At 60.2% G+C, this 23,529-nt stretch carries 20 protein-coding genes; 10 read left to right on the top strand and 10 right to left on the bottom strand.

The window, feature by feature from the left end:
- Positions 1–23 precede the first annotated feature (23 nt).
- The 3 genes from IE038_RS20840 to IE038_RS20830 form a co-directional block, all read right to left on the bottom strand.
- The gene (locus IE038_RS20840) at positions 24–1,331 is read right to left on the bottom strand and encodes an NAD(P)/FAD-dependent oxidoreductase (RefSeq protein WP_189396215.1); all 1,308 of its coding nucleotides are present in this window, start codon (positions 1,329–1,331) and stop codon (positions 24–26) included.
- Positions 1,332–1,360: 29 nt separating this feature from the next.
- Entirely contained in the window at positions 1,361–2,725 is a 1,365-nt protein-coding gene (locus IE038_RS20835; protein WP_163935425.1) for a glutamine synthetase family protein, read from the bottom strand.
- Between the two features lie 76 nt (positions 2,726–2,801).
- Positions 2,802–2,963, bottom strand: coding sequence for a hypothetical protein (locus IE038_RS20830; protein WP_167524029.1), 162 nt, complete (start codon positions 2,961–2,963; stop codon positions 2,802–2,804).
- Positions 2,964–3,161: 198 nt separating this feature from the next.
- On the opposite strand from IE038_RS20830, the gene hrpA reads away from it, so the two are divergent.
- The 4 genes from hrpA to IE038_RS20810 all read left to right on the top strand — a co-directional run bounded on the left by hrpA (position 3,162) and on the right by IE038_RS20810 (position 9,389).
- Positions 3,162–7,073 (top strand): ATP-dependent RNA helicase HrpA, encoded by a 3,912-nt coding sequence (hrpA, locus tag IE038_RS20825; RefSeq protein ID WP_163935422.1) that lies wholly within the window; start codon positions 3,162–3,164, stop codon positions 7,071–7,073.
- A gap of 203 nt (positions 7,074–7,276) precedes the next feature.
- A complete protein-coding gene (locus tag IE038_RS20820) occupies positions 7,277–8,398 on the top strand; it encodes a beta-ketoacyl-ACP synthase III (RefSeq protein WP_163935444.1) in 1,122 nt (373 codons plus the stop codon).
- A 146-nt stretch (positions 8,399–8,544) separates the two neighbouring features.
- Positions 8,545–9,156 (top strand): RNA polymerase sigma factor, encoded by a 612-nt coding sequence (locus tag IE038_RS20815; RefSeq protein WP_163935419.1) that lies wholly within the window; start codon positions 8,545–8,547, stop codon positions 9,154–9,156.
- Positions 9,150–9,389: an anti-sigma factor family protein gene (locus IE038_RS20810; protein ID WP_163935416.1), complete on the top strand. Its 240-nt coding sequence runs from the start codon at positions 9,150–9,152 to the stop codon at positions 9,387–9,389. The genes IE038_RS20815 and IE038_RS20810 overlap by 7 nt, the downstream gene beginning before the upstream one ends.
- A gap of 118 nt (positions 9,390–9,507) precedes the next feature.
- Here IE038_RS20810 and IE038_RS20805 read toward each other — a convergent pair whose 3' ends face one another.
- The gene (locus IE038_RS20805) at positions 9,508–10,758 is read right to left on the bottom strand and encodes a putative porin (protein ID WP_163935413.1); all 1,251 of its coding nucleotides are present in this window, start codon (positions 10,756–10,758) and stop codon (positions 9,508–9,510) included.
- Between the two features lie 242 nt (positions 10,759–11,000).
- On the opposite strand from IE038_RS20805, the gene IE038_RS20800 reads away from it, so the two are divergent.
- Positions 11,001–12,125, top strand: a complete 1,125-nt coding sequence (locus IE038_RS20800) for a GNAT family N-acetyltransferase (protein WP_163935410.1) — start codon at positions 11,001–11,003, stop codon at positions 12,123–12,125.
- 12 nt (positions 12,126–12,137) lie between these two features.
- Here IE038_RS20800 and IE038_RS20795 read toward each other — a convergent pair whose 3' ends face one another.
- The 4 genes from IE038_RS20795 to IE038_RS20780 all read right to left on the bottom strand — a co-directional run bounded on the left by IE038_RS20795 (position 12,138) and on the right by IE038_RS20780 (position 16,342).
- Positions 12,138–13,970 carry an ABC transporter ATP-binding protein gene (locus tag IE038_RS20795; protein ID WP_163935406.1) on the bottom strand — a complete coding sequence of 611 codons (1,833 nt, stop codon included), beginning with the start codon at positions 13,968–13,970 and terminating at the stop codon, positions 12,138–12,140.
- Between the two features lie 64 nt (positions 13,971–14,034).
- The gene (locus tag IE038_RS20790; protein WP_163935403.1) at positions 14,035–14,595 is read right to left on the bottom strand and encodes a peptidylprolyl isomerase; all 561 of its coding nucleotides are present in this window, start codon (positions 14,593–14,595) and stop codon (positions 14,035–14,037) included.
- Positions 14,589–15,404: an alpha/beta fold hydrolase gene (locus tag IE038_RS20785; protein WP_163935401.1), complete on the bottom strand. Its 816-nt coding sequence runs from the start codon at positions 15,402–15,404 to the stop codon at positions 14,589–14,591. The genes IE038_RS20790 and IE038_RS20785 overlap by 7 nt, the downstream gene beginning before the upstream one ends.
- Positions 15,405–15,418: 14 nt before the next feature.
- Positions 15,419–16,342: a PA3225 family LysR-type transcriptional regulator gene (locus tag IE038_RS20780; protein ID WP_163935398.1), complete on the bottom strand. Its 924-nt coding sequence runs from the start codon at positions 16,340–16,342 to the stop codon at positions 15,419–15,421.
- Positions 16,343–16,391: 49 nt separating this feature from the next.
- Between IE038_RS20780 and IE038_RS20775 the strand changes: the two genes are divergently transcribed.
- The 3 genes from IE038_RS20775 (at position 16,392) to IE038_RS20765 (ending at position 18,540) form a co-directional block, all read left to right on the top strand.
- Positions 16,392–16,706, top strand: a complete 315-nt coding sequence (locus IE038_RS20775; protein ID WP_163935395.1) for a 3-phosphoglycerate kinase — start codon at positions 16,392–16,394, stop codon at positions 16,704–16,706.
- Positions 16,707–16,856: 150 nt separating this feature from the next.
- The gene (locus IE038_RS20770) at positions 16,857–17,456 is read left to right on the top strand and encodes an FMN-dependent NADH-azoreductase (RefSeq protein WP_189396214.1); all 600 of its coding nucleotides are present in this window, start codon (positions 16,857–16,859) and stop codon (positions 17,454–17,456) included.
- A 205-nt stretch (positions 17,457–17,661) separates the two neighbouring features.
- Positions 17,662–18,540 (top strand): carboxylate/amino acid/amine transporter, encoded by an 879-nt coding sequence (locus IE038_RS20765; protein ID WP_163935392.1) that lies wholly within the window; start codon positions 17,662–17,664, stop codon positions 18,538–18,540.
- Here IE038_RS20765 and IE038_RS20760 read toward each other — a convergent pair.
- Positions 18,481–19,782 carry a mechanosensitive ion channel family protein gene (locus tag IE038_RS20760; protein WP_163935389.1) on the bottom strand — a complete coding sequence of 434 codons (1,302 nt, stop codon included), beginning with the start codon at positions 19,780–19,782 and terminating at the stop codon, positions 18,481–18,483. The two genes, IE038_RS20765 and IE038_RS20760, sit on opposite strands and share 60 nt — an antisense overlap.
- 139 nt (positions 19,783–19,921) lie before the next feature.
- Here IE038_RS20760 and IE038_RS20755 point away from each other — a divergent pair, with 139 nt between their 5' ends.
- Both IE038_RS20755 and IE038_RS20750 read left to right on the top strand, forming a co-directional pair.
- A complete protein-coding gene (locus IE038_RS20755) occupies positions 19,922–21,247 on the top strand; it encodes a DEAD/DEAH box helicase (RefSeq protein WP_163935386.1) in 1,326 nt (441 codons plus the stop codon).
- A gap of 207 nt (positions 21,248–21,454) precedes the next feature.
- On the top strand, positions 21,455–22,384 hold the full coding sequence (locus IE038_RS20750) for a DMT family transporter (RefSeq protein WP_163935381.1): 930 nt from the start codon (positions 21,455–21,457) through the stop codon (positions 22,382–22,384).
- On the opposite strand, the gene IE038_RS20745 is transcribed toward IE038_RS20750, so the two are convergent.
- Positions 22,323–23,507, bottom strand: a complete 1,185-nt coding sequence (locus IE038_RS20745) for an MFS transporter (protein WP_163935378.1) — start codon at positions 23,505–23,507, stop codon at positions 22,323–22,325. The two genes, IE038_RS20750 and IE038_RS20745, sit on opposite strands and share 62 nt — an antisense overlap.
- Positions 23,508–23,529 lie beyond the last annotated feature (22 nt).

Raw genomic sequence — 23,529 nt, 5'->3', positions numbered from 1 at the left:
GCCGGCCTTGACCCGCAACGGGTTTAGCGCAGTTTTTCAAGCATCTGGTAGTACCACATCCCAGCCGCCAACAACGGATTGCCCAGCACATCGCCCATTGGCACCTTGATGTGCTTGCAACCGGCAAACGTATCGAATTTTTCCAGTGTTCCGGTCATGGCCTCAGCCATGATTTCGCCCATGATATGGCTGGTGGCGATGCCGTGGCCGGAATACCCCTGGCAGTACCAGACATGTTCCGACAGCTTGCCCAGTTGCGGGATGCGGTTGACCACGATGCCCATGGCGCAGCTCCATTGGAACTCGATCGGAATGCCCTTGAGGGCCGGAAAGGTGCGCTCGATACACGGGCGCAGTTCTCCGGCGATATCCCGTGAGTCACGCCCGGAGTAGTTGGCGCCGCCGCCGAACAGCAGGCGACCATCGGCGGTCATGCGGTAATAGTCGAGTACGAAGCGGCAGTCGTAGACCGCCAGGTCTTGCGGATTGATCTGGCGTGCCAGCTCGCCCAGCGGGGCGGTTGTGACGATGCCGCCCATGGCTGGAAAGATCTTGCCTTTGAGCTGGAGTTTTTCCAGTTTGTGGTACACATCGCCTGCCAGCAGCACCTGACGTGCGTCGATCCGCCCATGGGCGGTGACCACCGCCGGGCGAGGGCCGTGGACGATTTCCAGCACCTCGGAGTTCTCAAAGATCAGTGCGCCCAGTTGCTGGGCGGCGCGGGCTTCACCCAGGCACAGGTTGAGTGGGTGCACATGCAGGTTGCGGCGGTTTTTCAGCGCGCCGATGTACAAGGGGCTGTCCAGGTGTTCGCGTACACCCTGGCGGTCCAGCAACTCGACCTGATCACCCATGCCGCGGGTTAGCGCTTCATCATAGGACGCCTGAAGTTCGTCCAGATGCGATGGCTTCATCGCCGCATGCAGGTGGCCACGCTTGAGGTCACAGTCAATGCCGTAGCGCTCCACCCGCTGTTCGATGATCTGGTGACCGCGCCAGCGCAGGTGCCAGATAAAGTCGTCGACCTCATCGCCGAGGCGCGTACGCATCTGCTTGCGCATGGCTTCGTCGCCCGACAGGCTGCCGGTGACCTGGCCACCGTTGCGGCCGCTGGCTCCCCAGCCGATCCGATGGGTTTCGACAATGGCAACTTTCAGGCCGCGCTCGGCCAGTTCAACGGCGCTGGCGACACCGGTGAAGCCGCCACCAATGACCACTACATCGACACTCACGTTGCCGTTCAGGCGTGGGTACTCGGTGAAGTCATTGAGGCTGGCGCTGTAATAGGAGGCGCTGCGCGGGGCCGGGCCGTGGTTAAGTGCTGCGTTCATGGGGTAATCCTTGCGAAAAAAGTGAGCGGTCAGGCTTGGGTCAGGTACCAGCGCCAGTCCTGGTCGCCGACTTCGGCCATGAACTGTCGGTATTCCGCGCGTTTGACCGCCATGTAGACACCGAGGAACGCCGCGCCGAATGCTTCATGGGCCCAGGACGAACCTTGCAGGGCATTGAGTGAAGTCAACCAGTCGGTTGGCAGCAGTGTCTTGGCTTGTGCATAGCCGTTACCTTCAACCGGTGCACCTGGGTCGAGTTGCTGGCGAATGCCGTGATGCAGGCCGGCGAGAATGGCAGCAGCGGCCAGATAGGGGTTGGCATCGGCGCCACAAATGCGGTGCTCGATATGCCGGGTGTGGGCAGGGCCGCCCGGTACGCGCAAGCTCACCGTGCGATTGTCCACGCCCCAGGTCGGTGCCAGCGGTGCATAGCTATTGGCCTGGAAGCGCCGGTAAGAGTTGGCATTCGGGCAAAACAGCAGCAGCGAATCGAGCAACACATCGAGCATGCCGGCGACCGACTGGCGTAACAGGGGGGTGCCTGCCTTGTCTTCACTGGCATAGAGGTTGTTGCCCACGTGGTCGGCGAGGCTGACGTGCATGTGCATGCCGGTACCGGCCAGGTGATCGAACGGTTTGGCCATGAAGCAGGCTTGCATGCCGTGTTTGTGCGCCACGCCTTTGACCAGGCGCTTGTAGCGAACGGCTTGATCCATGGCTTCGAGGGCATCGCCGTGTTCCAGGGTGATTTCCACCTGCCCGGGGGCGTACTCGGAAATCGCCGTACGTGCAGGAATACCCTGGGCTTTGCACGCTGCGTACAGGTCTGCCAGGAAGGGTTCGATCTGTTCCAGTTCACGCAGACCATAGACCTGGGTGCCTCGCGGTCGACCGCCGTCGGCGTCGCGTGCGGGTTGCGGGCGGCCTGCTGCATCGCGCTGCTGGTCGAGCAGGTAAAACTCCAGTTCACAGGCCATGACCGGGTGGTAACCCTCGGCCTTGAGGGCGTCGATCACCGTGATCAGGACATGCCGAGGGTCGGCGATGGCAGCCGGTTGGCCTTCAGTCGGGTGCATGCTGACCTGTACCGCAGCGGTGGGGATCTGTCGCCATGGCAGGCGCACCAGGCTGCCTTCAAGCGGATAGGCGCGGCAGTCGATATCGCCGACGTCCCAGACCAGCCCTGAGTTTTCAACGTCTTCGCCGTTGAGGGTCAAGCCCAGAATGGTGCTGGGCAGCGGGCGGCCGCTGTCATAAACCGCCAGCAGTTCCTCGCGGTGCAGCAGCTTGCCGCGCGGTACGCCGTTGGCGTCGAGGATGAACAGCTCGATCATTTCGATATCGGGGTTGGCAGCCAGGAATACCCGGGCCTGCTCGGGGTGAGCAAAGTGCATGAAGGTCTCGCTTGCGCCCATAGGCGCACAGTGCCGCCTGCAGTGCAGGTCAGCCGGTGATTGACGATGTAGGGAGTCAGATCAGCGCGAGGGTGTCTGGTGGGCGAGCATGGCGGCAGTGCCACAAGGCCCAGAAGGCGAGAATGATGTGAACCAGCGGGTTTTCACCGGAACGGGCCCTGACCTTCGGGAACGAAGGACGTGATGCAGGGCAGGACAGGCGCACAGGTGAAGTCATGCTCCGATACTCCCATGGCCAGTAAGGTTCATTAAATCAGCGTTTTTATACCTTCAGATATGCATTGGCTAAACAAAGCAGTGAGACCCTGTATCCGTGCCGAGCGGGGGCAAATCTGCGACAATCGCAACCCTTACCTATGCCGATCATATGCCGATCATGCGACAGCAGGCTCACCTGCATGACTAAAAAGACTCCATGACAGACCAGAATTCCGCCATCGATCAACTGTTGAAAAACCTTGATCACGCCATGATCGCCGAGCGTCATCGACTGCGCCGGCAATTGCACGAACTGCGCAAGCACCCTGACGAAGCCAAACTCGCCCAATGGGTCGAGAGGGTGCAGGCATCCTGTGCCCGAGTGACGGCGCGCAAACAAAGCGTACCGTTCATTCGTTATGACGACAGCCTGCCGATTGCCGCCAAGCGCGATGAGATCAAGAAGGTCCTGGCCGAGCATCAGGTGCTGATCATTGCGGGCGAGACGGGGTCGGGCAAGACCACCCAATTGCCGAAGATCTGCCTGGAGCTGGGTCGCGGCCAGCATGGCCTGATCGCCCATACCCAGCCACGCCGGATCGCTGCCCGCAGTGTTGCGACGCGGGTTGCCGAAGAACTGGGTACGCCACTGGGTGCACTGGTGGGCTACCAGGTGCGTTTTGAAGACCAGAGCGATGCCAACACCCTGGTCAAGCTGATGACTGACGGTATCCTGCTGGCCGAAACCCAGCACGACCGTTTTCTTGAGCGCTACGACACGATCATTGTCGACGAAGCGCACGAACGCAGCCTGAACATCGACTTCCTGCTCGGTTACCTCAAGACCCTGCTGCCTCGGCGTCCTGACCTGAAGCTGATCATCACCTCGGCGACCATCGACCTGGAGCGCTTCTCCAAGCACTTCAACGATGCACCGATCATCGAGGTTTCGGGGCGTACCTACCCGGTGGAAACCTGGTATCGACCGCTGACCAGCGAACAGGATGAAGAAGGCAATCGGGTTGAAGATGACCTGACCGTGGATCAGGCGATTCTCGCCACCCTCGATGAAATTGCCGCCCATGAGCGCAGCGAAGGCAAGCACCCTGGTGACGTGCTGGTGTTCCTGCCCGGTGAGCGGGAAATCCGCGACGCGGCCGAAATGCTGCGCAAGGCCCAGCTCAAGCACACCGAAATCCTGCCGTTGTACGCCAGGCTTTCGCCGGCCGAACAGCAACGTATTTTCCAGTCCCACCCAGGGCGACGGGTGGTGCTGGCAACCAACGTGGCAGAAACCTCACTGACGGTGCCGGGCATTCGCTATGTGATCGACAGCGGTACGGCGCGGATCAGCCGTTACAGTTACCGGGCCAAGGTTCAGCGGCTGCCGATCGAGGCCGTGTCGCAGGCCAGCGCCAACCAGCGTAAAGGTCGCTGCGGTCGGGTCGAGCCAGGCATTTGTGTGCGTCTTTACAGCGAAGAGGATTTCAACGCCCGGCCCGCATTTACCGATCCCGAGATCCTGCGCACCAACCTTGCCGCAGTGATCTTGCAGATGCTGCATTTGCGTTTGGGCGCGATTGACGCATTCCCGTTCATTGAACCGCCCGATGGCAAGGCCATCAGCGACGGCTTCAACCTGTTGCAAGAGCTCTCTGCGGTGAACCGCGAGAACCAGCTGACGCCGCTGGGGCGGCAACTGGCGCGACTTCCGGTCGACCCACGGCTGGGCCGCATGCTGCTCGAAGGTGCGAAGCAGGGTAGCCTGCAGGAAGTGCTGATTGTTGCCAGTGCACTGTCGGTGCAGGACCCGCGCGAGCGTCCGCCGGAGCGTCAGCAGGCTGCCGATCAGGCTCACGCCCAGTGGAAGGATGTCGATTCCGACTTTGCGGCACTGGTCAATCTCTGGCGTGGTTTCGAGGAACAGCGTCAAGCGCTGACCGCCAGCCCATTGCGCAACTGGTGCCGGAAAAATTTCCTCAATTACCTGCGCTTGCGAGAGTGGCGTGATGCGCACCGGCAGTTGGGGTTGATTTGCCGTGACCTGCAGTTGAGCATCAACAAGGAGCCTGCCGACTACCCGAAACTGCACAAGGCAGTGCTTTCCGGCCTGCTCAGCCAGATCGGGCAGAAAACCGAGGACGGCGACTACCTTGGTGCTCGCCAGCGGCGCTTCTGGGTGCACCCGTCCTCTGGCCTGGGCAAGAAGCGCCCGCAATGGCTGATGACTGCCGAACTGGTGGAAACCACCAAGCTCTATGCGCGGATGGTTGCCAAGATCGAACCGGACTGGATCGAACCGCTGGCCGGGCATCTGGTCAAGAAGAACCACTTCGAGCCGCACTGGGAAAAGAAACGTGGTCAGGTTGTAGCCTATGAACAGATCACCCTGTACGGGTTGATTATCGTAGGGCGACGTCCTGTGCATTTCGGTCCGATCGATCCGCTGATGTCCCGCGAACTGTTCATCCGTGAAGCGCTGGTGGGCGGTGAAATTCAGTCGCGGGCCAAGTGCCTGACGGCCAATACGCGCTTGCTTGAACAGCTCGACGAGCTGGAAGCCAAGGCGCGTCGACGTGACATCCTTGCCGATGAAGAAACCCTTTACGCCTTCTATGAAGCGCGTCTGCCTGCTGAAATTCATCAGACGGCAACGTTCGACAGCTGGTACCGGGTCAACAGCCAGAAAGACCCGCAGTTGTTGATCATGCGCGAAGAGGATGTGCTGGCCCGTGAAGCGAGTGAAGTGACCGCCGCGCAGTACCCCGATACCCTGCGCCTGGGAGACCTGAGCCTGGCATTGAGTTACCACTTCGAGCCGAACCACCCGCGCGATGGCGTCACCCTGCGCTTACCGGCGCCGCTGCTGCCGAACCTGCCGGGCGAACGCCTGGAGTGGCTGGTCCCCGGGTTACTGGAAGCCAAGTGCATTGTGCTGGTGCGCAACCTGCCCAAGGCAACCCGCAAGAACTTCGTGCCCGTACCGGACTTCGTCAAGGCCGCCTTGCAGCGCATGAGTTTCGGTGTCGGCTCGTTGCCTCAGGCGCTGGGGGCAGAGTTGTTGCGCATGACCGGTGCGCGGGTCAGCGATGAGGCCTGGCGTGAAGCTGCCGAGCAAGTGGACAGCCACTTGAAAATGAACCTGGAGGTGGTCGATGCCCAAGGTAAGTTCCTGGGCGAAGGCCGCGATCTGGCGGAGCTGACCTCGCGTTTCGTCGCCGCAAGCCAGGCGGCGCTGGCCGTACCACAGACGGCACAGAGTCAGCAGCCGGTGGAGGCCAAGGGCTTTGCCAAGGTTGCGCAAAGTGCCCAGCAAAAGATTGCCGGCCTTTCGTTGACGGTGTATCCGGCGCTGGTGGAAGAGGGCGGGACGGTCAAGGAGGGGCGTTTCTCGACGGCCGCCGAGGCGGAATACCAGCACCGTCGCGGTTTGCAGCGCCTGTTGCTGCAACAGTTGGCCGAGCCAGCCAAGTACCTGCGCGGCAAATTGCCGGGGTTGACCGAGCTCGGGCTGCTGTACCGCGAACTGGGACGGATCGAAGCACTGGTGGAAGACATTCTGCTGGCCAGTCTCGACAGCTGTATCCTGGAAGGCGAAGCCAGCCTGCCACGTGATGGCGCGGCATTGGCCTCACTGGCCGAGCGCAAACGTGGTCACTGGGCCGAGCATGCAGAGCGCCTGGCGCGCCTGACACTGGAGATCCTCAAGCTCTGGCATGGCCTGCAGAAGCGCTTCAAGGGCAAGATTGACCTGGCCCAGGCAGTGGCGTTGAACGACATCAAGCAGCAAACGGCCAACTTGGTGTACCCGGGGTTTGTTCGGGAAACCCCGTCGCTCTGGCTCAAGGAGCTGCCGCGCTACCTCAAGGCGATTGAGCTGCGTCTGGAAAAACTGCCTGGGCAGGTGCAGAAAGACCGTGTCTGGAGTGGTGAGCTCAGCAGCCTGTGGGCACAGTTCAAGGCACGCGCCGACAAGCATGCCCAAGAGGGCAAGCGTGACGAGCAGTTGATTCTGTACCGCTGGTGGATCGAAGAGTACCGGGTTTCACTGTTTGCCCAGCAACTGGGAACCAAGGTGCCGATTTCCGACAAGCGATTGAGCAAGCAGTGGGGGCAGGTGGAAGCCTAACAGCCTGGAAATGTGGCACACTTCGCCGACGTATGCCGTTGATGTGACCTGCCCCGGTGACATCAGCGGCCACCCGATTGCATGACCGCGCAGTGCTTGCGCCTGACAAGGGCATTGCGCGCTTAAGTTGGTACATTCGTGCCAATAAGACCGACCAACAGGCCGTTGCCTTGCCGGCACCGGCCCCGAACAGAGGAACGACCGTGCATAACGTCGTGATCAGCGGCACCGGCCTGTACACCCCGGCCAACAGCATTTCCAACGACGAACTGGTGGAGGCGTTCAATGCCTATGTCAACCAGTTCAATGCCGATAATGCTCAAGCCATCGAGCGCGGCGAGGTTCAGGCCTTGGCTGAGTCCAGCGCTGCGTTCATCGAAAAGGCCTCGGGCATCAAGAGCCGCTTCGTCATGGACAAGGACGGCATCCTCGATCCGCAACGCATGGCGCCGCGCTTGCCTGAGCGCAGCAACGACGAACCGTCGATTCTTTGCCAGATGGCCGTTGCCGCCGCTGAACAGGCGCTTGCCCGCGCAGGTCGTACTGCGGCCGATGTCGATGCAGTCATCGTTGCCTGTTCCAACCTGCAGCGGCCTTATCCGGCCATTGCCATTGAAGTGCAGCAAGCCCTGGGCATCAACGGTTTTGGTTTCGACATGAACGTGGCCTGTTCGTCGGCCACCTTCGGTATCCAGACCGCCTGCAACAGCGTGCAGGTCGGTCAGGCCCGCGCCGTGCTGGTGATCAGCCCTGAGGTCTGTACCGGTCATTTGAATTTCCGTGACCGTGACAGTCATTTTATCTTTGGCGATGCCGCTACGGCTGTGCTGGTCGAGCGTGCCGACCTTGCTACCTCGGCCCATCAGTTCGATATCGTCAGCACCAAACTGCTGACCCAGTTCTCCAACAACATTCGCAACAACTTTGGTTTCCTCAACCGTGCAGCGGAAGAGGGCATCGGTGCGCCGGACAAACTGTTCGTTCAAGAGGGGCGCAAGGTCTTCCGTGAGGTGTGCCCGATGGTCGCCGAACTGATCGGCCAGCACCTTGCCGAAAACGATATCAATGTCAGCGACATCAAGCGTTTCTGGTTGCACCAGGCCAACCTGAGCATGAACCACCTGATCGTCAAGAAGCTCCTGGGCCGTGACGCGACTGTCGAAGAGGCCCCGGTGATTCTGGACCGCTATGCCAATACCAGCTCTGCAGGCTCGGTGATTGCCTTGCATACGCATCAGGACGATTTGCCCAAGGGCGCACTGGGTGTGCTCAGTTCGTTTGGCGCGGGCTACTCTATCGGCAGTGTGATTCTGCGCAAACGCTAAGCGCTTCAGGGCGTATCTGGAGGCTGCCTGTGTCGACAAGGCAGCCTTTCCGGCACCCGGACGCCGTTCCAGTGCTTTAGGTGCTTGTGTCGCTGTAACAAATTCCCTCTATCGAAGTCCCTACTCGACTTTCAGGGAAAATCACCATGACCGGTACCCATGAGACAGAGTTTCTTGAACGCTTGCTCGCCGGAGAGCAGCAGGCGTTCAAGGAGCTGGTCGACACCTATCAAAGCGCCATGCGTGCGGTAGCCTACGCGATTGTTGGTAGCCGGCAGGCCGACGAGGCCGTGCAGGATGCCTGGCTGGCAGTTGTCCGCAGCCTGCCCGGATTTCAGCGCCGTTCCAGCCTCAAGACCTGGTTACTGACCATCACCGCCAACGCGGCCAAAAACCGCTACAAGCAAAATCGACGCGAAGTGCTGCTCGACGACCTGCCGTCGCCACATGGCAGCATTGGCGATGACCGCTTCGCGGCCGATGGGCATTGGCGCGTTGCGCCGTTTGCCTGGCATGAAGACACCCCTGAAGCACTGCTCAGCGAGGACGAGTTGCGTCAGTGCCTGGAGCACACACTGTTAAGCCTTCCGCAGTTTCAGAGCAGTGTCCTGATCCTGCGGGAGCGCCAAGGCCTGGAGTTGGAGGAAATCTGTAATCTGCTCGAGATTTCCCTCTCCAATGTGCGCGTGCTGTTGCATCGGGCACGGCTCAAGGTCTTCGCGACCCTGGAGCATTTTGAGGAGACAGGACAATGTTGACCTGCAAGGAAATGGTGGCGCGTAGTAGCGACTACCTGGATGGTGAGCTTACGCTGGGTGGACGTCTGCTGGCGCGTCAGCACCTGCTGTTTTGCCGTAATTGCAGGCGCTTCATCAAACAGATGCGCCTTGCCCAGGCAGCCGTGCGTGCACTGCCAGAGGCACCCGTGCCGGATGCCGATGCGCTGGCCAAAGATCTGGCAGCGCAGCGCAGGGCTCAGGACAAGCGCTGAGTGATGTGAGGTGACCAGACGGGCATAGCGGTTTGAGGTTTTCGGTGCGGAAATGAAAAAGGCGGAAAATGCTGGATGGGGTCAGCATTTTCCGCCTGTGTAACTCAGTGCAAGGCGATTAGAACTTGGCTTCCAGGTCGACTTGCAGGGTGTCTACGTTGGCATCGCGAGTCGGCGCGTTGGACGTGTCAGACTTTGCCATGTAGTAGGCGGCGCCCAGGGAGAAGTTCTTGTCGATCTCGTAGCCGACCTTGACCTTGTGACCACGCGAACCGGTGAAACCGTTGGCGAAGTCGGAGTCAGTGAATGCACCGACCACTGCATCACGCTGTACATCGCGGTAGTTGTAGTCGAGGCTCCATGAACCCAGTTTGGTTTTCACACCGGTCAACCAGGCAGTGTCTTCAGAGCTCTTGGTTTCGCTGTTGACCACATACTGACCATACGCCGAGAGTGGAATCGGCAGGTTGGTCAGGTCGATCTGGCCAAAGCCCTCGTACAGGGTGAACTCGTTGGTGGTATTGCCGTTGACCGCCAGGGCGGCACTGTTCTTGTCGTTGTCGTAGGTGTAGATGCTGCCACCCAAGGTTACTTTCATGCCGTCGGTCGGTGCAAAGCGCGCACCCAACTGGCCGCTGTACAGGCGCAGGTCGTGACGGAACTGTACGCCTTCGCCGTCGACGTTGTCCTTGAGGTTGAAGTAACCGGCGCTACCGAACAGTTCGGCGCCGCCCAGCGAGTGCTTGTAGGTGGCCGCGAAGCCTTCTGGGTTGATGTCGTTGTCCCAGATGACGTCACCCATGCTCACCCAAGGCTGGTTCATCTTGCCGCCGATCAGGTGCAGGTCCTTGATCGCGTCAGGGTGGAAGTCGATATAGGCCTGGTCCAGCCACAGCTGCTTCTTGTCGAAGTAGTTGTCCATGCTCTGGTTGGTGGAGCGGGCGTCACTGCTGCTGCCAGTCGCTACACGGATACCAGTGTCTACTTGCGGGTTGATTTCGCTGTAGATACCGAAGCGCGCACGAATGCGTTCGCGGTCCTGGTTGGTGCTCTTGTTGTTAGTCGGGCCGTTGACGTTGACGTCCTCATAACGCACACGCACATCACCTTTGATCTGGGTCTTGGCAGCCCATGCCAGTTTTTGTTCAAACGAGCTCAAACGATCCGTCTTGGCTTTCTGGTCGGCCTCGTCCTTGGCTTCCTTGGCCAGATCGGTTTGCAGCTCAGAGTACTGCGCTTGGTTGATCGAGCCGTTGGCCTTGAGCATTTCGAGCAGCTTGGCGTCGACTGCAGCACTGGCCGGAGCACTCAGAGCCAGCATCATGCCTGTGCAAAGGCTCGCTCCGGTTAGTGTAGAAACAAGACGCATAAGGTTCTCCCTATTTGAAAAAAATGGGGAGGCAGCTGCCCACCCCGTATTGGCATGTCCTCGGAAAGCGCCTGGCTAGACAGCGTCTTGGGTTCCGAAAAACAGGCGCAAGTATTGCGAGGGCTAATGACAGAATGATGTCTCTTTGATTTCTCTCGTGTTACGTGATGGGTTCAGGGCCTGGTGGGCAGTCGTGTTGTTTTCTGGAACACTAGGGTTTCATTTGCCCTGAGTCGTTCGTCATGACCCTCCAGATCATTGCCAGCCTGCGAGACATCGCGCCGGATGCATGGGATGCGCTGGTGCCTGAAGGTCAGCCCTTCCTGAGGCATGCGTTCCTGAGTGCGCTGGAAGACAGTGGCAGCGTGGGGCCAGGTTCGGGCTGGTCCAGCGAGCACCTGGTGTTGATGCGGGATGGCCAATGCCGTGCGGCGTTGCCGGCCTACCGCAAGTGGCACTCCTTTGGCGAGTACGTCTTTGATCAGGGCTGGGCGGATGCCTGCCAGCGGGCCGGTATTGATTACTACCCCAAACTATTGGCGGCGGTACCGTTCAGCCCGGTGGCCGGACCGCGCCTGTTGGCTGCCGCTGAGACCGATGGCCTGACATTGCTGCAGGCTATTCCCGACTACCTGTCCGGTGAAGCACTGTCAGGTGCGCACTTGAACTTCACGGATGCGGCGTTGGACAGGAGCGTGAGAACGCAGCCTGGCTGGCTGGAGCGTCTGGGGTGTCAGTTTCACTGGCATAACCGTGGCTACCGTGATTTCCAGGACTTCCTTGATAGCCTCAGCTCGCGCAAGCGCAAGCAGATGCGCAAAGAGCGCGAGCAGGTTGCAGGGCAAGGTATCGAATTCCAGTGGTTCGGCGGTGAACAGGTGAGTGAGGCACAGTGGGATTTTGTCTATGCCTGTTATGCCAATACCTACCTTGTACGCCGACGTTCGCCGTATTTGACCCGTAACTTCTTCAGTCTGTTGGCCGAGCGCATGCCGTCGGCGATCCGCGTGGTCATGGCGCGCCAGTCCGGGCGCGATGTGGCAATGGCCTTTAGCCTGGTTGGGGGTGACAGCCTCTACGGCCGCTACTGGGGATGCCTGGCCGAGTTTGATCGACTGCACTTTGAAACCTGCTTCTACCAGGGCATGGACTTCGCTATTGCCCAAGGGCTGCAACGGTTTGACGCCGGAGCGCAGGGTGAGCACAAGCTGATTCGCGGGTTTGAACCGGTGCTGACCCGCTCTTGGCATTACTTGCGGCACCCAGGGTTACGGGCAGCCGTCAGCGCGTTTCTTGAACAGGAGCGGGCCGGCGTGCGTGCTTATGCCGAAGAGGCCAAAACGGCCTTGCCATATCGTCAGGTGTGAGCGATCCAGGCTTCAATCGATTCCGACAAAGCCACCGGTCTGGTGCTGCCATAACCGCGCATACAGGCCTTGGTGCGCAAGCAGTTCGGCATGGCTGCCCAGTTCGGCGATGCGACCTTTTTCCAGCACTACCAGGCGGTCCATTCGCGCAATGGTCGACAGGCGATGGGCAATAGCGATGACGGTCTTGCCCTGCATCAGGGTTTCCAGGCTGTCCTGAATGGCTGACTCGACCTCCGAGTCCAGCGCAGATGTTGCTTCATCCATGATCAGGATCGGCGCGTTTTTCAGCAGTACGCGGGCAATGGCGATGCGCTGGCGTTGGCCACCGGACAGTTTGACGCCGCGCTCACCGACATGGGCATCGAAACCGGTACGCCCTTGGGCATCGGACAGTTGCGGGATGAACTCATCGGCCCGGGCGCGGCACACCGCTTCCCAGAGCTCGTCATCGGTAGCATCTGGCTTGCCATACAGCAGGTTGTCGCGGATCGAACGGTGTAGCAACGAGGTGTCCTGGGTAATCATGCCGATCTGTGCGCGCAGGCTTTCCTGGGTGATCGTGGCAATGTCTTGGCCATCGATCAGGATGCGTCCGCCTTCCAGGTCGTAGAGTCGCAGCAGCAGGTTCACCAAGGTGGACTTGCCTGCCCCGGACGGGCCGATCAGGCCGATTTTCTCGCCTGGGCGGATGTCCAGATTCAGGTCTTCGATGATTCGGCTGCCCTTGCCATAGTGGAAATCGACATGCTCGAAACGCACTGCGCCATGGCTCACGTTCAGTGTCGGTGCGTTGGGCTGGTCGGTAACGCTCACCGGCTGGGCGATGGTCTGCAGGCCGTCTTGCACCATGCCGATGTTCTCGAAGATGCCGTTGACCACCCACATGATCCAGCCCGACATGTTGACGATACGGATCACCAGGCCGGTGGCCAGGGCAATGGCCCCGACACTGATCAGCGACTGGGTCCATAGCCACAGGGCAAGCGCCGTGGTGGTGACAATCAGCAGGCCGTTCAGGCTGGTGATGACCACGTCCATGCTGGTGATGACGCGGCTGGCCAGTTGGGTTTTCTCGGTCTGCTCGCGAATCGCCTCCCGAGCATATTGTTGTTCAAAGTCGGTGTGGGCAAACAGTTTCAGGGTTGCGATGTTGGTGTAGCCGTCGACAATCCGGCCCATGAGTTTGGAGCGGGCATCGGAGGAAATCACGGCGCGTGCCTTTACCCGGGGCACGAAGTAGAAGAGCGCACCGACATAGCAGGCAATCCAGGTAATCAGTGGCAGCATCAGGCGCCAATCGGCTTCGGCGAACAGCACCAGGGCACTGAGGGCGTAGATCAGCACATGCCATAACGCGTCGACGGCTTGCACGGCGGAATCGCGTAGCGAATTGCCGGTCTGCATGATGCGTTGAGCGATGCGTCCGGCGAAATCGTTCTGAAAGAAATTCAGGCTTTGCTTGAGCACATAGGCATGGTTTTGCCAGCGGATCATGCTGGTCATGCCAGGGCTGATGGTCTGGTGCACCAGCAGATCATGCAGGCCGACGAAGATGGGCCGCAAAATCAGGGCCACCACCAGCATCCAGATCAGCTCGCCGGCGTGTTCACTGAAGAAGTTTGCATTGGGCGTACCCTGAGCCAGATCGATGATCCGGCTCAGGTAGCTGAACAGCGCAACTTCAATCAGCGCCCCGATCAGCCCTACCACCAACAGTACGGCGAAACTGGGCCAGACCTGGCGCAGGTAGTAGAGGTAGAACGGCAGGACTTTGCCAGGCGGTGCCGCCGTCGGCGCATCACGGAAGATATCGATCAACTGCTCGAAACGGCGGTACAGCATGAAAGGGTCAACTCCTGTTGTTTCGGCCCGGCTGAGCGCAGGTCACGTCCTTGTGAACCCGGATTCAGTCGAGGCGTTTAGCCTTGATGATCATCACAGGATCTGCCGGGACATCGCCCATGCCGGATTTTGTGGTGGTTTTCACATTGGCGATCTGGTCGACCACATCCATACCCTTGACCACCTTGCCGAACACCGCATAGCCGAAATCACGACCGCCATGGTCAAGGAAGTTGTTGTCCTTGTGGTTGATGAAGAACTGGCTGGTGGCCGAGTTCACCGCCGCCGTACGGGCCATGGCCAGGGTGCCACGCGTGTTACGCAGGCCGTTGTCCGCTTCGTTCTTGATCGGCTCCTTGGTCTCCTTCAGCCCCATGTCCTTGGTGAAGCCACCACCTTGAACCATGAACCCCGGGATCACACGGTGGAAAATGGTGTTGTTGTAGAAGCCGCTGTCGACATAGCCCAGAAAGTTCTGGGTGCTGATCGGTGCCTTTTCTGCGTCCAGTTCAACTTCGATATCACCGAAGCTGGTGGTCAGCAGCACGTGGGGTTGTTTGTCGGCAGCCATCAGGCTGGTAGCGAACACGGTAGCGCAGGCGGCCAGAAGAATTTTTTTCAGCATGGACTCAATGATCCTTGAGCGGTAGTTGAAGCGGCAGCGAGAAACTGCAGCAGGGTCTGGTTGAACAGTTGTGGTTGATCCAGTGGTGTAGCGTGCCGTGAATCGGCGATAACCGCCAGTCGAGCCTGAGGGATCAGGTCAACGTAGCGCTCTTTCAGCGCGACTGGCGTGTAATCCTGATCGGCGCTGATCACCAGCGTAGGACAGCGGATCTGTCCCAGGCGTTCCTGCACCCCCCAGCCGACGATGGCGTCGAAGCTGCTCAGGTAGGCGCGCTTGTCGTTGCGTGCCCAGCGCTGTGTCATCGTGCGCCGCAGGCCGGCGTGTTCCGGTTTTGGAAACAGCTTGGCTGCCAGGCCCTTCCCGACAGCCTCGGTGCTGAGCAGGCGGGCCAGGCTCCAACGCTTGAACCACCACAGCCAGTCAGTTCGGTTGCGTATTTTGACCTCAGGGGCACTGTTGACGATGCACAGGCTGCGTAGCCATTCAGGGTGATCGACGGCGAACTGGAAGCCGATCATGCCGCCCATCGACAGGCCGACCAGGTGCACGGGGCCAGGTTGCAGGTGTTCAAGCAGTGCCAGCAGGTCGGCACTGAAGCCCGGGATGGTGTAGCGCTCACGGGGTTTGTCCGAGCGCCCATGGCCGCGGATGTCCATCAGGATAACCCGGTAGTGACGGGCCAGTTCAGGCACCTGAGATTCCCAGTCTTCGCAGCTGGAGCCCAAGCCGTGCAGCAACACCAAGGGTTCGCCCTGGCCATAGATCTCGTAGTGCAGCGAGCAACCTTCATGTTCGAAGTAGGCCATGGGCGCGATTCCTGTCAGGCTTGGGCGGGGGCGGCGAAGGGCACGTCCAGCGGCGCGGTGTCGAAGTTGCGCAACAGCTCGATGAGGATTTGTGTGGCCGGGCCCAGCGGTTTGTCCTTGTTCGAGTAAAGGTAGAACAGAGGGTGGCGACTGCCACCCTGGTCCAGGGGTAATGGCTTGAGCAGCCCTTCGCGCAGTTCGCGTTCGATCAGGTGCCGAGGTAGCCAGGCGAAGCCCAGGCCGCTGCACACGAAGCTTGATGCGGTGGCCAGGCTGCCTACGGTCCAGCGTTGTTCGGCGCCCAGCCAGCCGACATCGCGAGGTTGCGAACGACCTGAATCGCGAATCACTACTTGTAGCTGACTTTCCAGGTCCTGGAAGCTCAGCTCACGTTGCAGGCGATGCAGGGCATGTTCGGGATGGGCCACGGCCATGAACTCCACGGAGCTCAATTCGGTGCCCAGGTAGCCGGGGATGTTGAAGCCGCTGATGGCAAGGTCAGCGATACCTTCGTGCAGGACTTCCTCGACCCCGGACAGTACCTCTTCCCGCAGCCGTACTCGACAGCCGCGGCTTTGCGGCATGAAGGCGCTCAATGCCCGAACCAGACGTGCGTTGGGGTAGGCAGCGTCCACCACCAACCGCACTTCGGCCTCCCAGCCCTGTTCCATATGGTGGGCGAGGTCTTCCAGTTGGCTGGCCTGCTTGACCAGTTGCCGCGAGCGTCGCAACAGCACGCCGCCGGCTTCGGTCAACACTGCCTTGCGCCCGTCGATGCGTAGCAGCGGTATGCCCAACTGTTCTTGCATGCGCGCCACGGTGTAACTGACCGAAGATTGTGAGCGGTGCAGGGCATCGGCGGCCTGGGCGAAGCCGCCGTGGTCAACGACCGCTTGCAGGGTTCGCCACTGATCCAGGGTAACGCGCGGCGCTTTCATCAAGGGCTCCTGTTGTCCTAAGCTGGCGCACTGTCATGGAGAGCGCCGAATGAAAAAATGTTGTGTTGCACTGCTGGCCCTGCTGCCGCTTACAGCCCTGGCCTATCCCATCGATGTGGAAAAGGACGTGGAGGGCGTCAAGCTCGACTACACCACCTACGATACGGACTACGACATGGGCGCGATCACCCTGAACAACTACGGTGACGTGGCGGCCCAGTGCAAGGTGACCTTCCGCAATGGCCCGGAAGCGCCTCGTGTACGCCGTGTGCAGGTGCCTGCCAAGCAAAGCGTTGACGTCAACGCCAAGTTCAATCGCAAGATCATCAAGTTGCGCATAGCCCTCAGCTGCAAACCCCAGTAAAACCCGATGCTCTACCTTTCAGGGTAGAGCATCGACCAAATAAAACAAATTAATCGATATATTGCACCCAGTTTTTGCGCTTTTTAATCGATAAGCTGCTGCTTAATCTTGCCTCCATCGACTTAGCGACCTTGCCGAATGGAGGCAACCATGTCCCGTGTACTGATCATCGAAAGCAGCGCCCGCCAACACGATTCGGTCTCGCGTCAATTGACCCGTGACTTTATCGCGCAGTGGCAGTCAGCCCATCCGACTGACGCGATCACGGTACGCGATCTGGCTGCCAACCCGGTGCCGCATCTGGACGAAACCTTGCTCGGTGGCTGGATGAAGCCTGAAGAGCAGCGTAATGCCGAAGAGCTGAAGGCACTGCAGCGCTCAAACGAATTGACCGATGAGCTGCTGGCCGCCGATGTTCTGGTGATGGCTGCGCCGATGTACAACTTCACCATCCCCAGCACGCTGAAGGCCTGGCTGGACCATGTACTGCGTGCCGGGATTACCTTCAAGTACACCGAAACCGGTCCTCAGGGGCTGCTGACAGGCAAGCGTGCCTATGTGCTGACCGCGCGCGGTGGTATCCATGCCGGCGCTGCCAGCGACCATCAGGAACCCTACCTGCGTCAGGTGATGGCCTTCATCGGTATTCACGATGTGACCTTCATCCATGCCGAGGGCTTGAACATGGGGGGGGACTTCCATGACAAGGGCCTGAACCAGGCCAAGGCAAAACTGGCTGCGGTGGCCTGAGGCTTCAATCGACTTTCCCGCCTGACACCTGTTGCTCCTTTGGGTGTACCTGCCCGATCAATGCCCTGTGCTTGATCGGGTTTTTTGTGGGCGGCTGGTTCTGGCCCGGTACGATCCCGTGCGGCAAGGCACTGCCTGCGTTTGACTGTATTGCTCGCCCGGCGCCGAACCGCTAAGGTCGCGGGCTGCACTGCATGGGGTAAACATGGGCTATCTATTAATTGTCGCGCTGATCCAGGCATTTTCCTTCAGCTTGATCGGCGAGTACCTCGCTGGGCATGTCGACAGCTATTTTGCTGTACTGGCGCGTGTGTTGCTGGCGTTGCTGGTGTTTTTGCCGCTGACCCGCTGGCGTCAGGTCGAGCCGCGCTTCATGGGCGCAATGCTCGGTATCGGCGCGCTGCAGTTTGGCGTCACCTACGTTTGCCTGTACCTGAGCTTTCGGGTGTTGACGGTACCGGAAGTCTTGCTGTTCACCATCCTCACGCCCCTGCATGTGACGCTGATCGAGGACGCCCTGAACCGGCGTTTCAACCCCTGGGCGCTGCTGGCTGCCGTGGTGGCGGTGGGCGGGGCGGCAGTGATTCGTTTTGATCGGATCAATCCGGATTTCTTCATGGGCTTTCTGCTGCTGCAAGTGGCCAACTTCACCTATGCCGCCGGGCAGGTGCTGTACAAGCATCTGGTGGCGCGTTATCCCAGCGATTTGCCGCACTACCGGCGTTTTGGCTATTTCTATCTGGGCGCCTTGATCGTGGTGTTGCCAGCCTTCTTGCTGTTTGGCAACGTGCAGCACCTGCCGAGTACCGAGGTGCAATGGCTGGTGCTGCTGTTTCTCGGGGTATGCCCGACCGCGTTGGGCCTGTACTGGTGGAACAAGGGCGCCTGCCTGGTTTCAGGCGGCACCTTGGCAGTGATGAACAACCTGCATGTACCCGTAGGGCTCTTGCTCAACCTGCTGATCTGGAACCAGCATGAGCCACTGGGGCGTTTGTTCCTCGGCGGTGCGGTGATACTCGCCTCGCTATGGCTTAGTCGCCTCGGTGTTCAGCGCCCGTTGCTCGCCAGCCAGGGACGAGGGTAACAACCCGGCCCGCAGGTCATTGCCGCTCGGTTGCTGGTACAGGCTCAGGCCAAACTCCGGCAGCACTGCCAGCAGGTAGTCGAAGATATCGCCCTGGATACGCTCATAGTCGGCCCACGCCGTGGTACGGGTGAAGCAATAGATTTCCAGCGGCACGCCCTGCGCGGTGGTCTGCATCTGCCGGACCATACAGGTCATGTTCGGCTGAATGTCCGGGTGGCTCTTCAGGTAAGCCAGGGCAAACGCACGGAAGGTGCCGATGTTGGTCAGGCGCCTGCGGTTGGCTGACAGCTCGGCAACCGGGCCTTGCGCCTCATTCCAGCTATGCAGCTCGTGACGCTTGTGTGCGATGTAGTCTGAAAGCAGGCGGATATCGGCCAGGCGTTGCTCTTCGTGGGGCTGCAGGAAACGCACACCGCCAGCGTCGATGAACAGGCTGCGCTTGATCCGTCGGCCTCCGGCCTGTTGCATGCCGCGCCAGTTCTTGAAGGATTCAGACATCAAGCGCCAGGTGGGGATCGAGACGATTGTCTTGTCGAAATTCTGCACTTTGACGGTATGCAGCGTGATATCGACCACGTCGCCATCGGCGCCCACTTGCGGCATTTCGATCCAGTCACCGACCCGCAGCATGTCGTTACTCGTGAGCTGGACGCTGGCGACGAACGATAGCAGGGTGTCCTTGTAGACCAACAGGATCACCGCCGACATCGCCCCCAGGCCGGACAACAGCAACAGCGGCGAACGGTCGATCAGGGTGGCGACGATGATGATCGCGCCGAATACGAACAGCACCATCTTGGCCAGTTGCACGTAGCCTTTGATCGAGCGGGTACGAGCATGTTCAGTGCGGGCGTAGATCGCCAGCAGGGCGTCGAGCAGGGCACTGACGGCGAGGGTTACAAACAGGATGGTAAAGGCCAGCGCCAGGTTACCGAGGAAGTGCTGGGTGGTGGCGCTCAGTTCCGGTACCAACTTGAGGCCGAATTGCACCAGCAGTGACGGGGTGGTTTGTGCCAGGCGCTGGAACACCTTGTTTCGCAGCAGGTCGTTGAGCCAGAGCAAGGCTGGTTGGCGGCCCAGCAACTTGACCGTGTGGAGGATCAGAAAGCGCGCCACCCGGCCGAGCAGCAGGGCAAGGGTCAGCAACACGCCCAGGCCAAGGCTGGCATGCAGCAGCGGGTGTTGATCCAGCGTGCCCCAGAGGTCAAGGGCGTTTTGCCACCAAGCGTAGATATCCATACCGTTTGAAAGGTTCTGTAAATGAAAGACGGGTCATTAGAGCCCGTATTTCTCGTTCAGTGCCAAAAGAAATTCGGCTCCGGCCGTGGAAAACGTTACCCTATGCAACTGAATTTCTGCACTTGCCCGAGGTACACCCGTGTTTTCCCAATTCGCCCTGCACGAACGCCTGCTTAAAGCTGTGGCCGAGCTGAACTTTGTCGAGCCGACGCCGGTGCAGGCAGCGGCCATTCCCCTGGCGCTGCAAGGGCGTGACCTGCGGGTGACGGCACAAACCGGCAGCGGCAAGACAGCAGCCTTTGTGCTGCCTGTGCTTAACCGCCTGGTCGACCTGAAACAAAAGCGTGTCGAGATCCGCGCCCTGATACTGTTGCCAACCCGTGAGCTGGCCCAGCAAACCCTCAAGGAAATCGAGCGTTTCGCTCAGTTCACCTTCATCAAGGCCGGCATGATCACCGGCGGTGAGGACTTCAAGGAACAGGCCGCCATGCTGCGCAAGGTGCCTGATATTCTGGTCGGCACCCCAGGGCGTATGCTTGAACAGCTCAATGCCGGCAACCTGAAGCTGGAGCATGTGCAGGTTGTTGTGCTTGATGAAGCCGACCGCATGCTCGACATGGGCTTTTCCGATGACGTCGAGCGGTTGTGCAACGAGTGCCCTAACCGCGAACAGACCTTGCTGTTCTCTGCCACTACCGGCGGTGCAGGCCTGCGTGAAATGATCGGCAAAGTGCTGAAGACCCCTGAGCACCTGATGCTCAACAACGTCAGCCAGCTCAGCGAAGGTACTCGCCAGCAGATCATTACTGCCGACCACAACCAGCATAAAGAAGAGATCGTTCAGTGGTTGCTGGCCAACGAGACCTATCAGAAGGCCATTATTTTCACCAACACCCGGGTCATGGCCGACCGTATCTACGGACACCTGGTCGCCAAGGACTTCAAAGCCTTCGTCCTGCACGGCGACAAGGATCAGAAAGACCGCAAGCTGGCCATCGAACGCCTCAAGCAGGGTGGAGCCAAGGTACTGGTTGCCACTGACGTTGCGGCCCGTGGCCTGGACGTTGATGGCCTGGACCTGGTAATCAACTTCGACATGCCGCGCAGTGGTGACGAGTATGTTCACCGCATTGGCCGTACCGGTCGTGCCGGTAACGAAGGCCTGGCCATCTCGCTGATCTGCCATGGCGACTGGAACCTGATGTCCAGCATCGAACGCTACCTGAAACAGAGCTTCGAGCGCCGGGTCATCAAGGAGGTCAAGGGCACCTACAGCGGTCCGAAGAAGGTCAAGGCATCGGGCAAGGCAGTAGGGGTCAAGAAGAAAAAGACCGATAAGAAAGGTGACAAAAAAGTGGCCGCCAAGAAAAAGCCTGCCAACCGGCCGAAAGCCAGCGCACCGCTGGTAAGCCAGGATGGCCTGGCACCACTGAAGCGTCGCAAGCCAGCGCCTGCTGCCGAGTAAGTCGGCCCTCTATCGCCGGCAAGGCCAGCGCCTGAAAGCACGTTGTGCAGGTGCTGGGCTTGCCAGTGATCCCCTCCCGGCCAGTCCCTGCTCTGTTCAAATGTGGAGCGTTCGCTGGCAATGCACATCACTGCCCGTTGATAATCGGCGCTGAATTCACTGTTGCCGAGAGTTTCCCATGCCGTTTTTGCTGACAGGGTGCCTGCCATGAGCACCACCCGCCGCGCAACCGACGCGTTTGCCCTGCAAATCATGTTGGTGTTGTGCCTGATCTGGGGCATGCAACAGGTCATGATCAAATGGGCTGCCGCTGACATCGTGCCGGTGATGCAGGCTGCCGGGCGCTCCGGTATTGCGGCGCTGATGGTCGGGTTGCTGATCTGTTGGCGTGGTGGCTGGGAGCATGTCAGCAGTACCTGGCGCGGCGGCTTGCTGGCTGGCGGGCTATTTGGCCTGGAGTTCCTGTTCATTGCCGAAGGCCTGCAACTGACCTCGGCGGCGCATATGTCGGTGTTCCTCTATACCGCACCGATATTTACCGCGCTGGGCTTGCATTGGCTGCTGCCCAGCGAACGGCTGCGGCCATTGCAATGGTTGGGTATCGCGCTGGCCTTTGGCGGTATTGCCGTAGCATTTGCCGGTGGCATTTCGCTGGAACATCTGGACGGGCGCATGCTGCTGGGGGACGCCTTTGGTGTGCTGGCGGGCATGGCGTGGGGTGCGACCACTGTCGTGGTGCGGGGCTCGCGGTTGTCCGAGGCCCCGGCGACGCTGACGCTGTTCTACCAGTTGCTGGTGGGGTTTGTCGGGTTGTTGCTGATTGCCGCGGTCAGTGGCCAGGTCGGCCACGTTACGTTTACCCCGGTATCGGTAGGCAGCCTGTTGTTCCAGGGCTTGGTGGTGTCGTTCTTCAGTTATTTGACCTGGTTCTGGTTATTGCGCCGTTACCTGGCATCGAACCTGGCAGTGTTTTCCTTTGTCACCCCGTTGTTCGGGGTGACATTTGGCGTACTGCTGTTGGGCGAGCCGCTCAGTCTGAACTTCGTTCTGGGGGCCGTCTTTGTGTTGCTCGGGGTCACGATGGTGAGTGCAGAGCAGTGGGTGCGTCGACGTTTGCGCAGCCTGCTCGGCCAGTAATGGGGTAGAGCAACAGCACGCCGGCCAGCAACAGGCCGGTGCCGGCGATGATCAATGCGGGTTCAAGGCTGGCTGCAAACTGATTGCTCAGGGCAGCCAGCAAAGGGCCGCTCAGTTGGCCAAGGGCAAAACAGGCGGTCAGCAGACCCGCGTTGCGCTGGGTTGCGTGTGGGGCCAGTTCCCGAGAGCGCTGCATCACCAACTGCATACAGGCCAGGAATGGCGTACCGCAGAGCACTACGCCCAGCGCCAGACCGGGGCCGTTCCCCAGCAGGCAGGCAAACACCCCGGTGGCCTGTAGCCATAGCGTTACCATCAACCACCGTGACGTGCTGCCTTGTCCGGGCCGACGCCGGCTGACCAGCACCACACCGAGTGCCGCCGCCAGGCCGAAGCCGGGCCAGAACAGATCGGCCAGCCACTGGCCGTGGAAGTGCGTATTGGCCATTTGTGACATGAAGGTCGCCGGGATGATGTAGCCGGTGCCGTACAGCGCATAGATGACGCTCAGACGGGCAATTCCCGGTGTGCTGCCGGCCGGGCTGAGCGCTGCGTTTGCAGCGGTTGTTGGCTGCGGCAGCAGCGGCAGGATGGCGAGTAGCATCAGCAGGGCGGTGGCGGCGTAGATCAACCACAGCGGTGCTGAACCGAGTCCCTGCAGGTTTGAATACAGTGCCAGTAGGCCGGTGAGGCAGATGCCCATGCCAGGGCCTGCGAAGACCAAGGCGCCCAGTTGCGGGCGATTGCTCTGCGCGGCCAGCTGTTGGCTTAAGCTGGTGATCATGACCAGCACCCAGGCACTGGCCACACCGGTGCCAAAGCGCAGCAGCATATGCGCCCAGAAGCCGTTCGCCCAGAACGACGCCAGCGTCAGCAGTACACACAGCCACAGCCCGGCCAGCAAGCGCAGCCGGACCTGTCCGGGGCGGCGCGCAAACATGCCGTCCAATGCACCCACGAAGTATCCCAGGTAATTGGATGCGGCCACCAGGCCGGCAGCACTCAGGCCCAGCTGACCTTCGCTGATCAGGTGTGGCAGTTGCGGGGTCAGGGCAAAACGGCCAATGCCCATCGCCATCATCAAGGCAATGAAACTGGCAAGCAGGCGCAGAGTCGGGGACATGACGGGTCTCCAGTACAGGGTT

It is taken from the genome of Pseudomonas laurentiana (assembly GCF_014648275.1).
Classification (GTDB): Bacteria; Pseudomonadota; Gammaproteobacteria; order Pseudomonadales; family Pseudomonadaceae; genus Aquipseudomonas; species Aquipseudomonas laurentiana.
The sequence above is the reverse complement of the archived record's forward strand: the minus strand, read 5'-3'. Positions and strand labels throughout refer to the sequence as shown.

Excerpts from the sequence above, each read along its gene's own strand:
- IE038_RS20745 (WP_163935378.1), bottom strand. The coding sequence starts at position 23,507 with ATGTCCCCGACTCTGCGCCTGCTTGCCAGTTTCATTGCCTTGATGATG.
- IE038_RS20765 (WP_163935392.1), top strand. The coding sequence starts at position 17,662 with ATGGGCTATCTATTAATTGTCGCGCTGATCCAGGCATTTTCCTTCAGC.
- IE038_RS20760 (WP_163935389.1), bottom strand. The coding sequence starts at position 19,782 with ATGGATATCTACGCTTGGTGGCAAAACGCCCTTGACCTCTGGGGCACG.
- IE038_RS20750 (WP_163935381.1), top strand. The coding sequence starts at position 21,455 with ATGAGCACCACCCGCCGCGCAACCGACGCGTTTGCCCTGCAAATCATG.
- IE038_RS20780 (WP_163935398.1), bottom strand. The coding sequence starts at position 16,342 with ATGAAAGCGCCGCGCGTTACCCTGGATCAGTGGCGAACCCTGCAAGCG.
- IE038_RS20770 (WP_189396214.1), top strand. The coding sequence starts at position 16,857 with ATGTCCCGTGTACTGATCATCGAAAGCAGCGCCCGCCAACACGATTCG.
- IE038_RS20815 (WP_163935419.1), top strand. The coding sequence starts at position 8,545 with ATGACCGGTACCCATGAGACAGAGTTTCTTGAACGCTTGCTCGCCGGA.
- IE038_RS20785 (WP_163935401.1), bottom strand. The coding sequence starts at position 15,404 with ATGGCCTACTTCGAACATGAAGGTTGCTCGCTGCACTACGAGATCTAT.
- IE038_RS20790 (WP_163935403.1), bottom strand. The coding sequence starts at position 14,595 with ATGCTGAAAAAAATTCTTCTGGCCGCCTGCGCTACCGTGTTCGCTACC.
- IE038_RS20830 (WP_167524029.1), bottom strand. The coding sequence starts at position 2,963 with ATGACTTCACCTGTGCGCCTGTCCTGCCCTGCATCACGTCCTTCGTTC.
- hrpA (WP_163935422.1), top strand. The coding sequence starts at position 3,162 with ATGACAGACCAGAATTCCGCCATCGATCAACTGTTGAAAAACCTTGAT.
- IE038_RS20810 (WP_163935416.1), top strand. The coding sequence starts at position 9,150 with ATGTTGACCTGCAAGGAAATGGTGGCGCGTAGTAGCGACTACCTGGAT.
- IE038_RS20840 (WP_189396215.1), bottom strand. The coding sequence starts at position 1,331 with ATGAACGCAGCACTTAACCACGGCCCGGCCCCGCGCAGCGCCTCCTAT.
- IE038_RS20775 (WP_163935395.1), top strand. The coding sequence starts at position 16,392 with ATGAAAAAATGTTGTGTTGCACTGCTGGCCCTGCTGCCGCTTACAGCC.
- IE038_RS20795 (WP_163935406.1), bottom strand. The coding sequence starts at position 13,970 with ATGCTGTACCGCCGTTTCGAGCAGTTGATCGATATCTTCCGTGATGCG.
- IE038_RS20800 (WP_163935410.1), top strand. The coding sequence starts at position 11,001 with ATGACCCTCCAGATCATTGCCAGCCTGCGAGACATCGCGCCGGATGCA.
- IE038_RS20835 (WP_163935425.1), bottom strand. The coding sequence starts at position 2,725 with ATGCACTTTGCTCACCCCGAGCAGGCCCGGGTATTCCTGGCTGCCAAC.
- IE038_RS20805 (WP_163935413.1), bottom strand. The coding sequence starts at position 10,758 with ATGCGTCTTGTTTCTACACTAACCGGAGCGAGCCTTTGCACAGGCATG.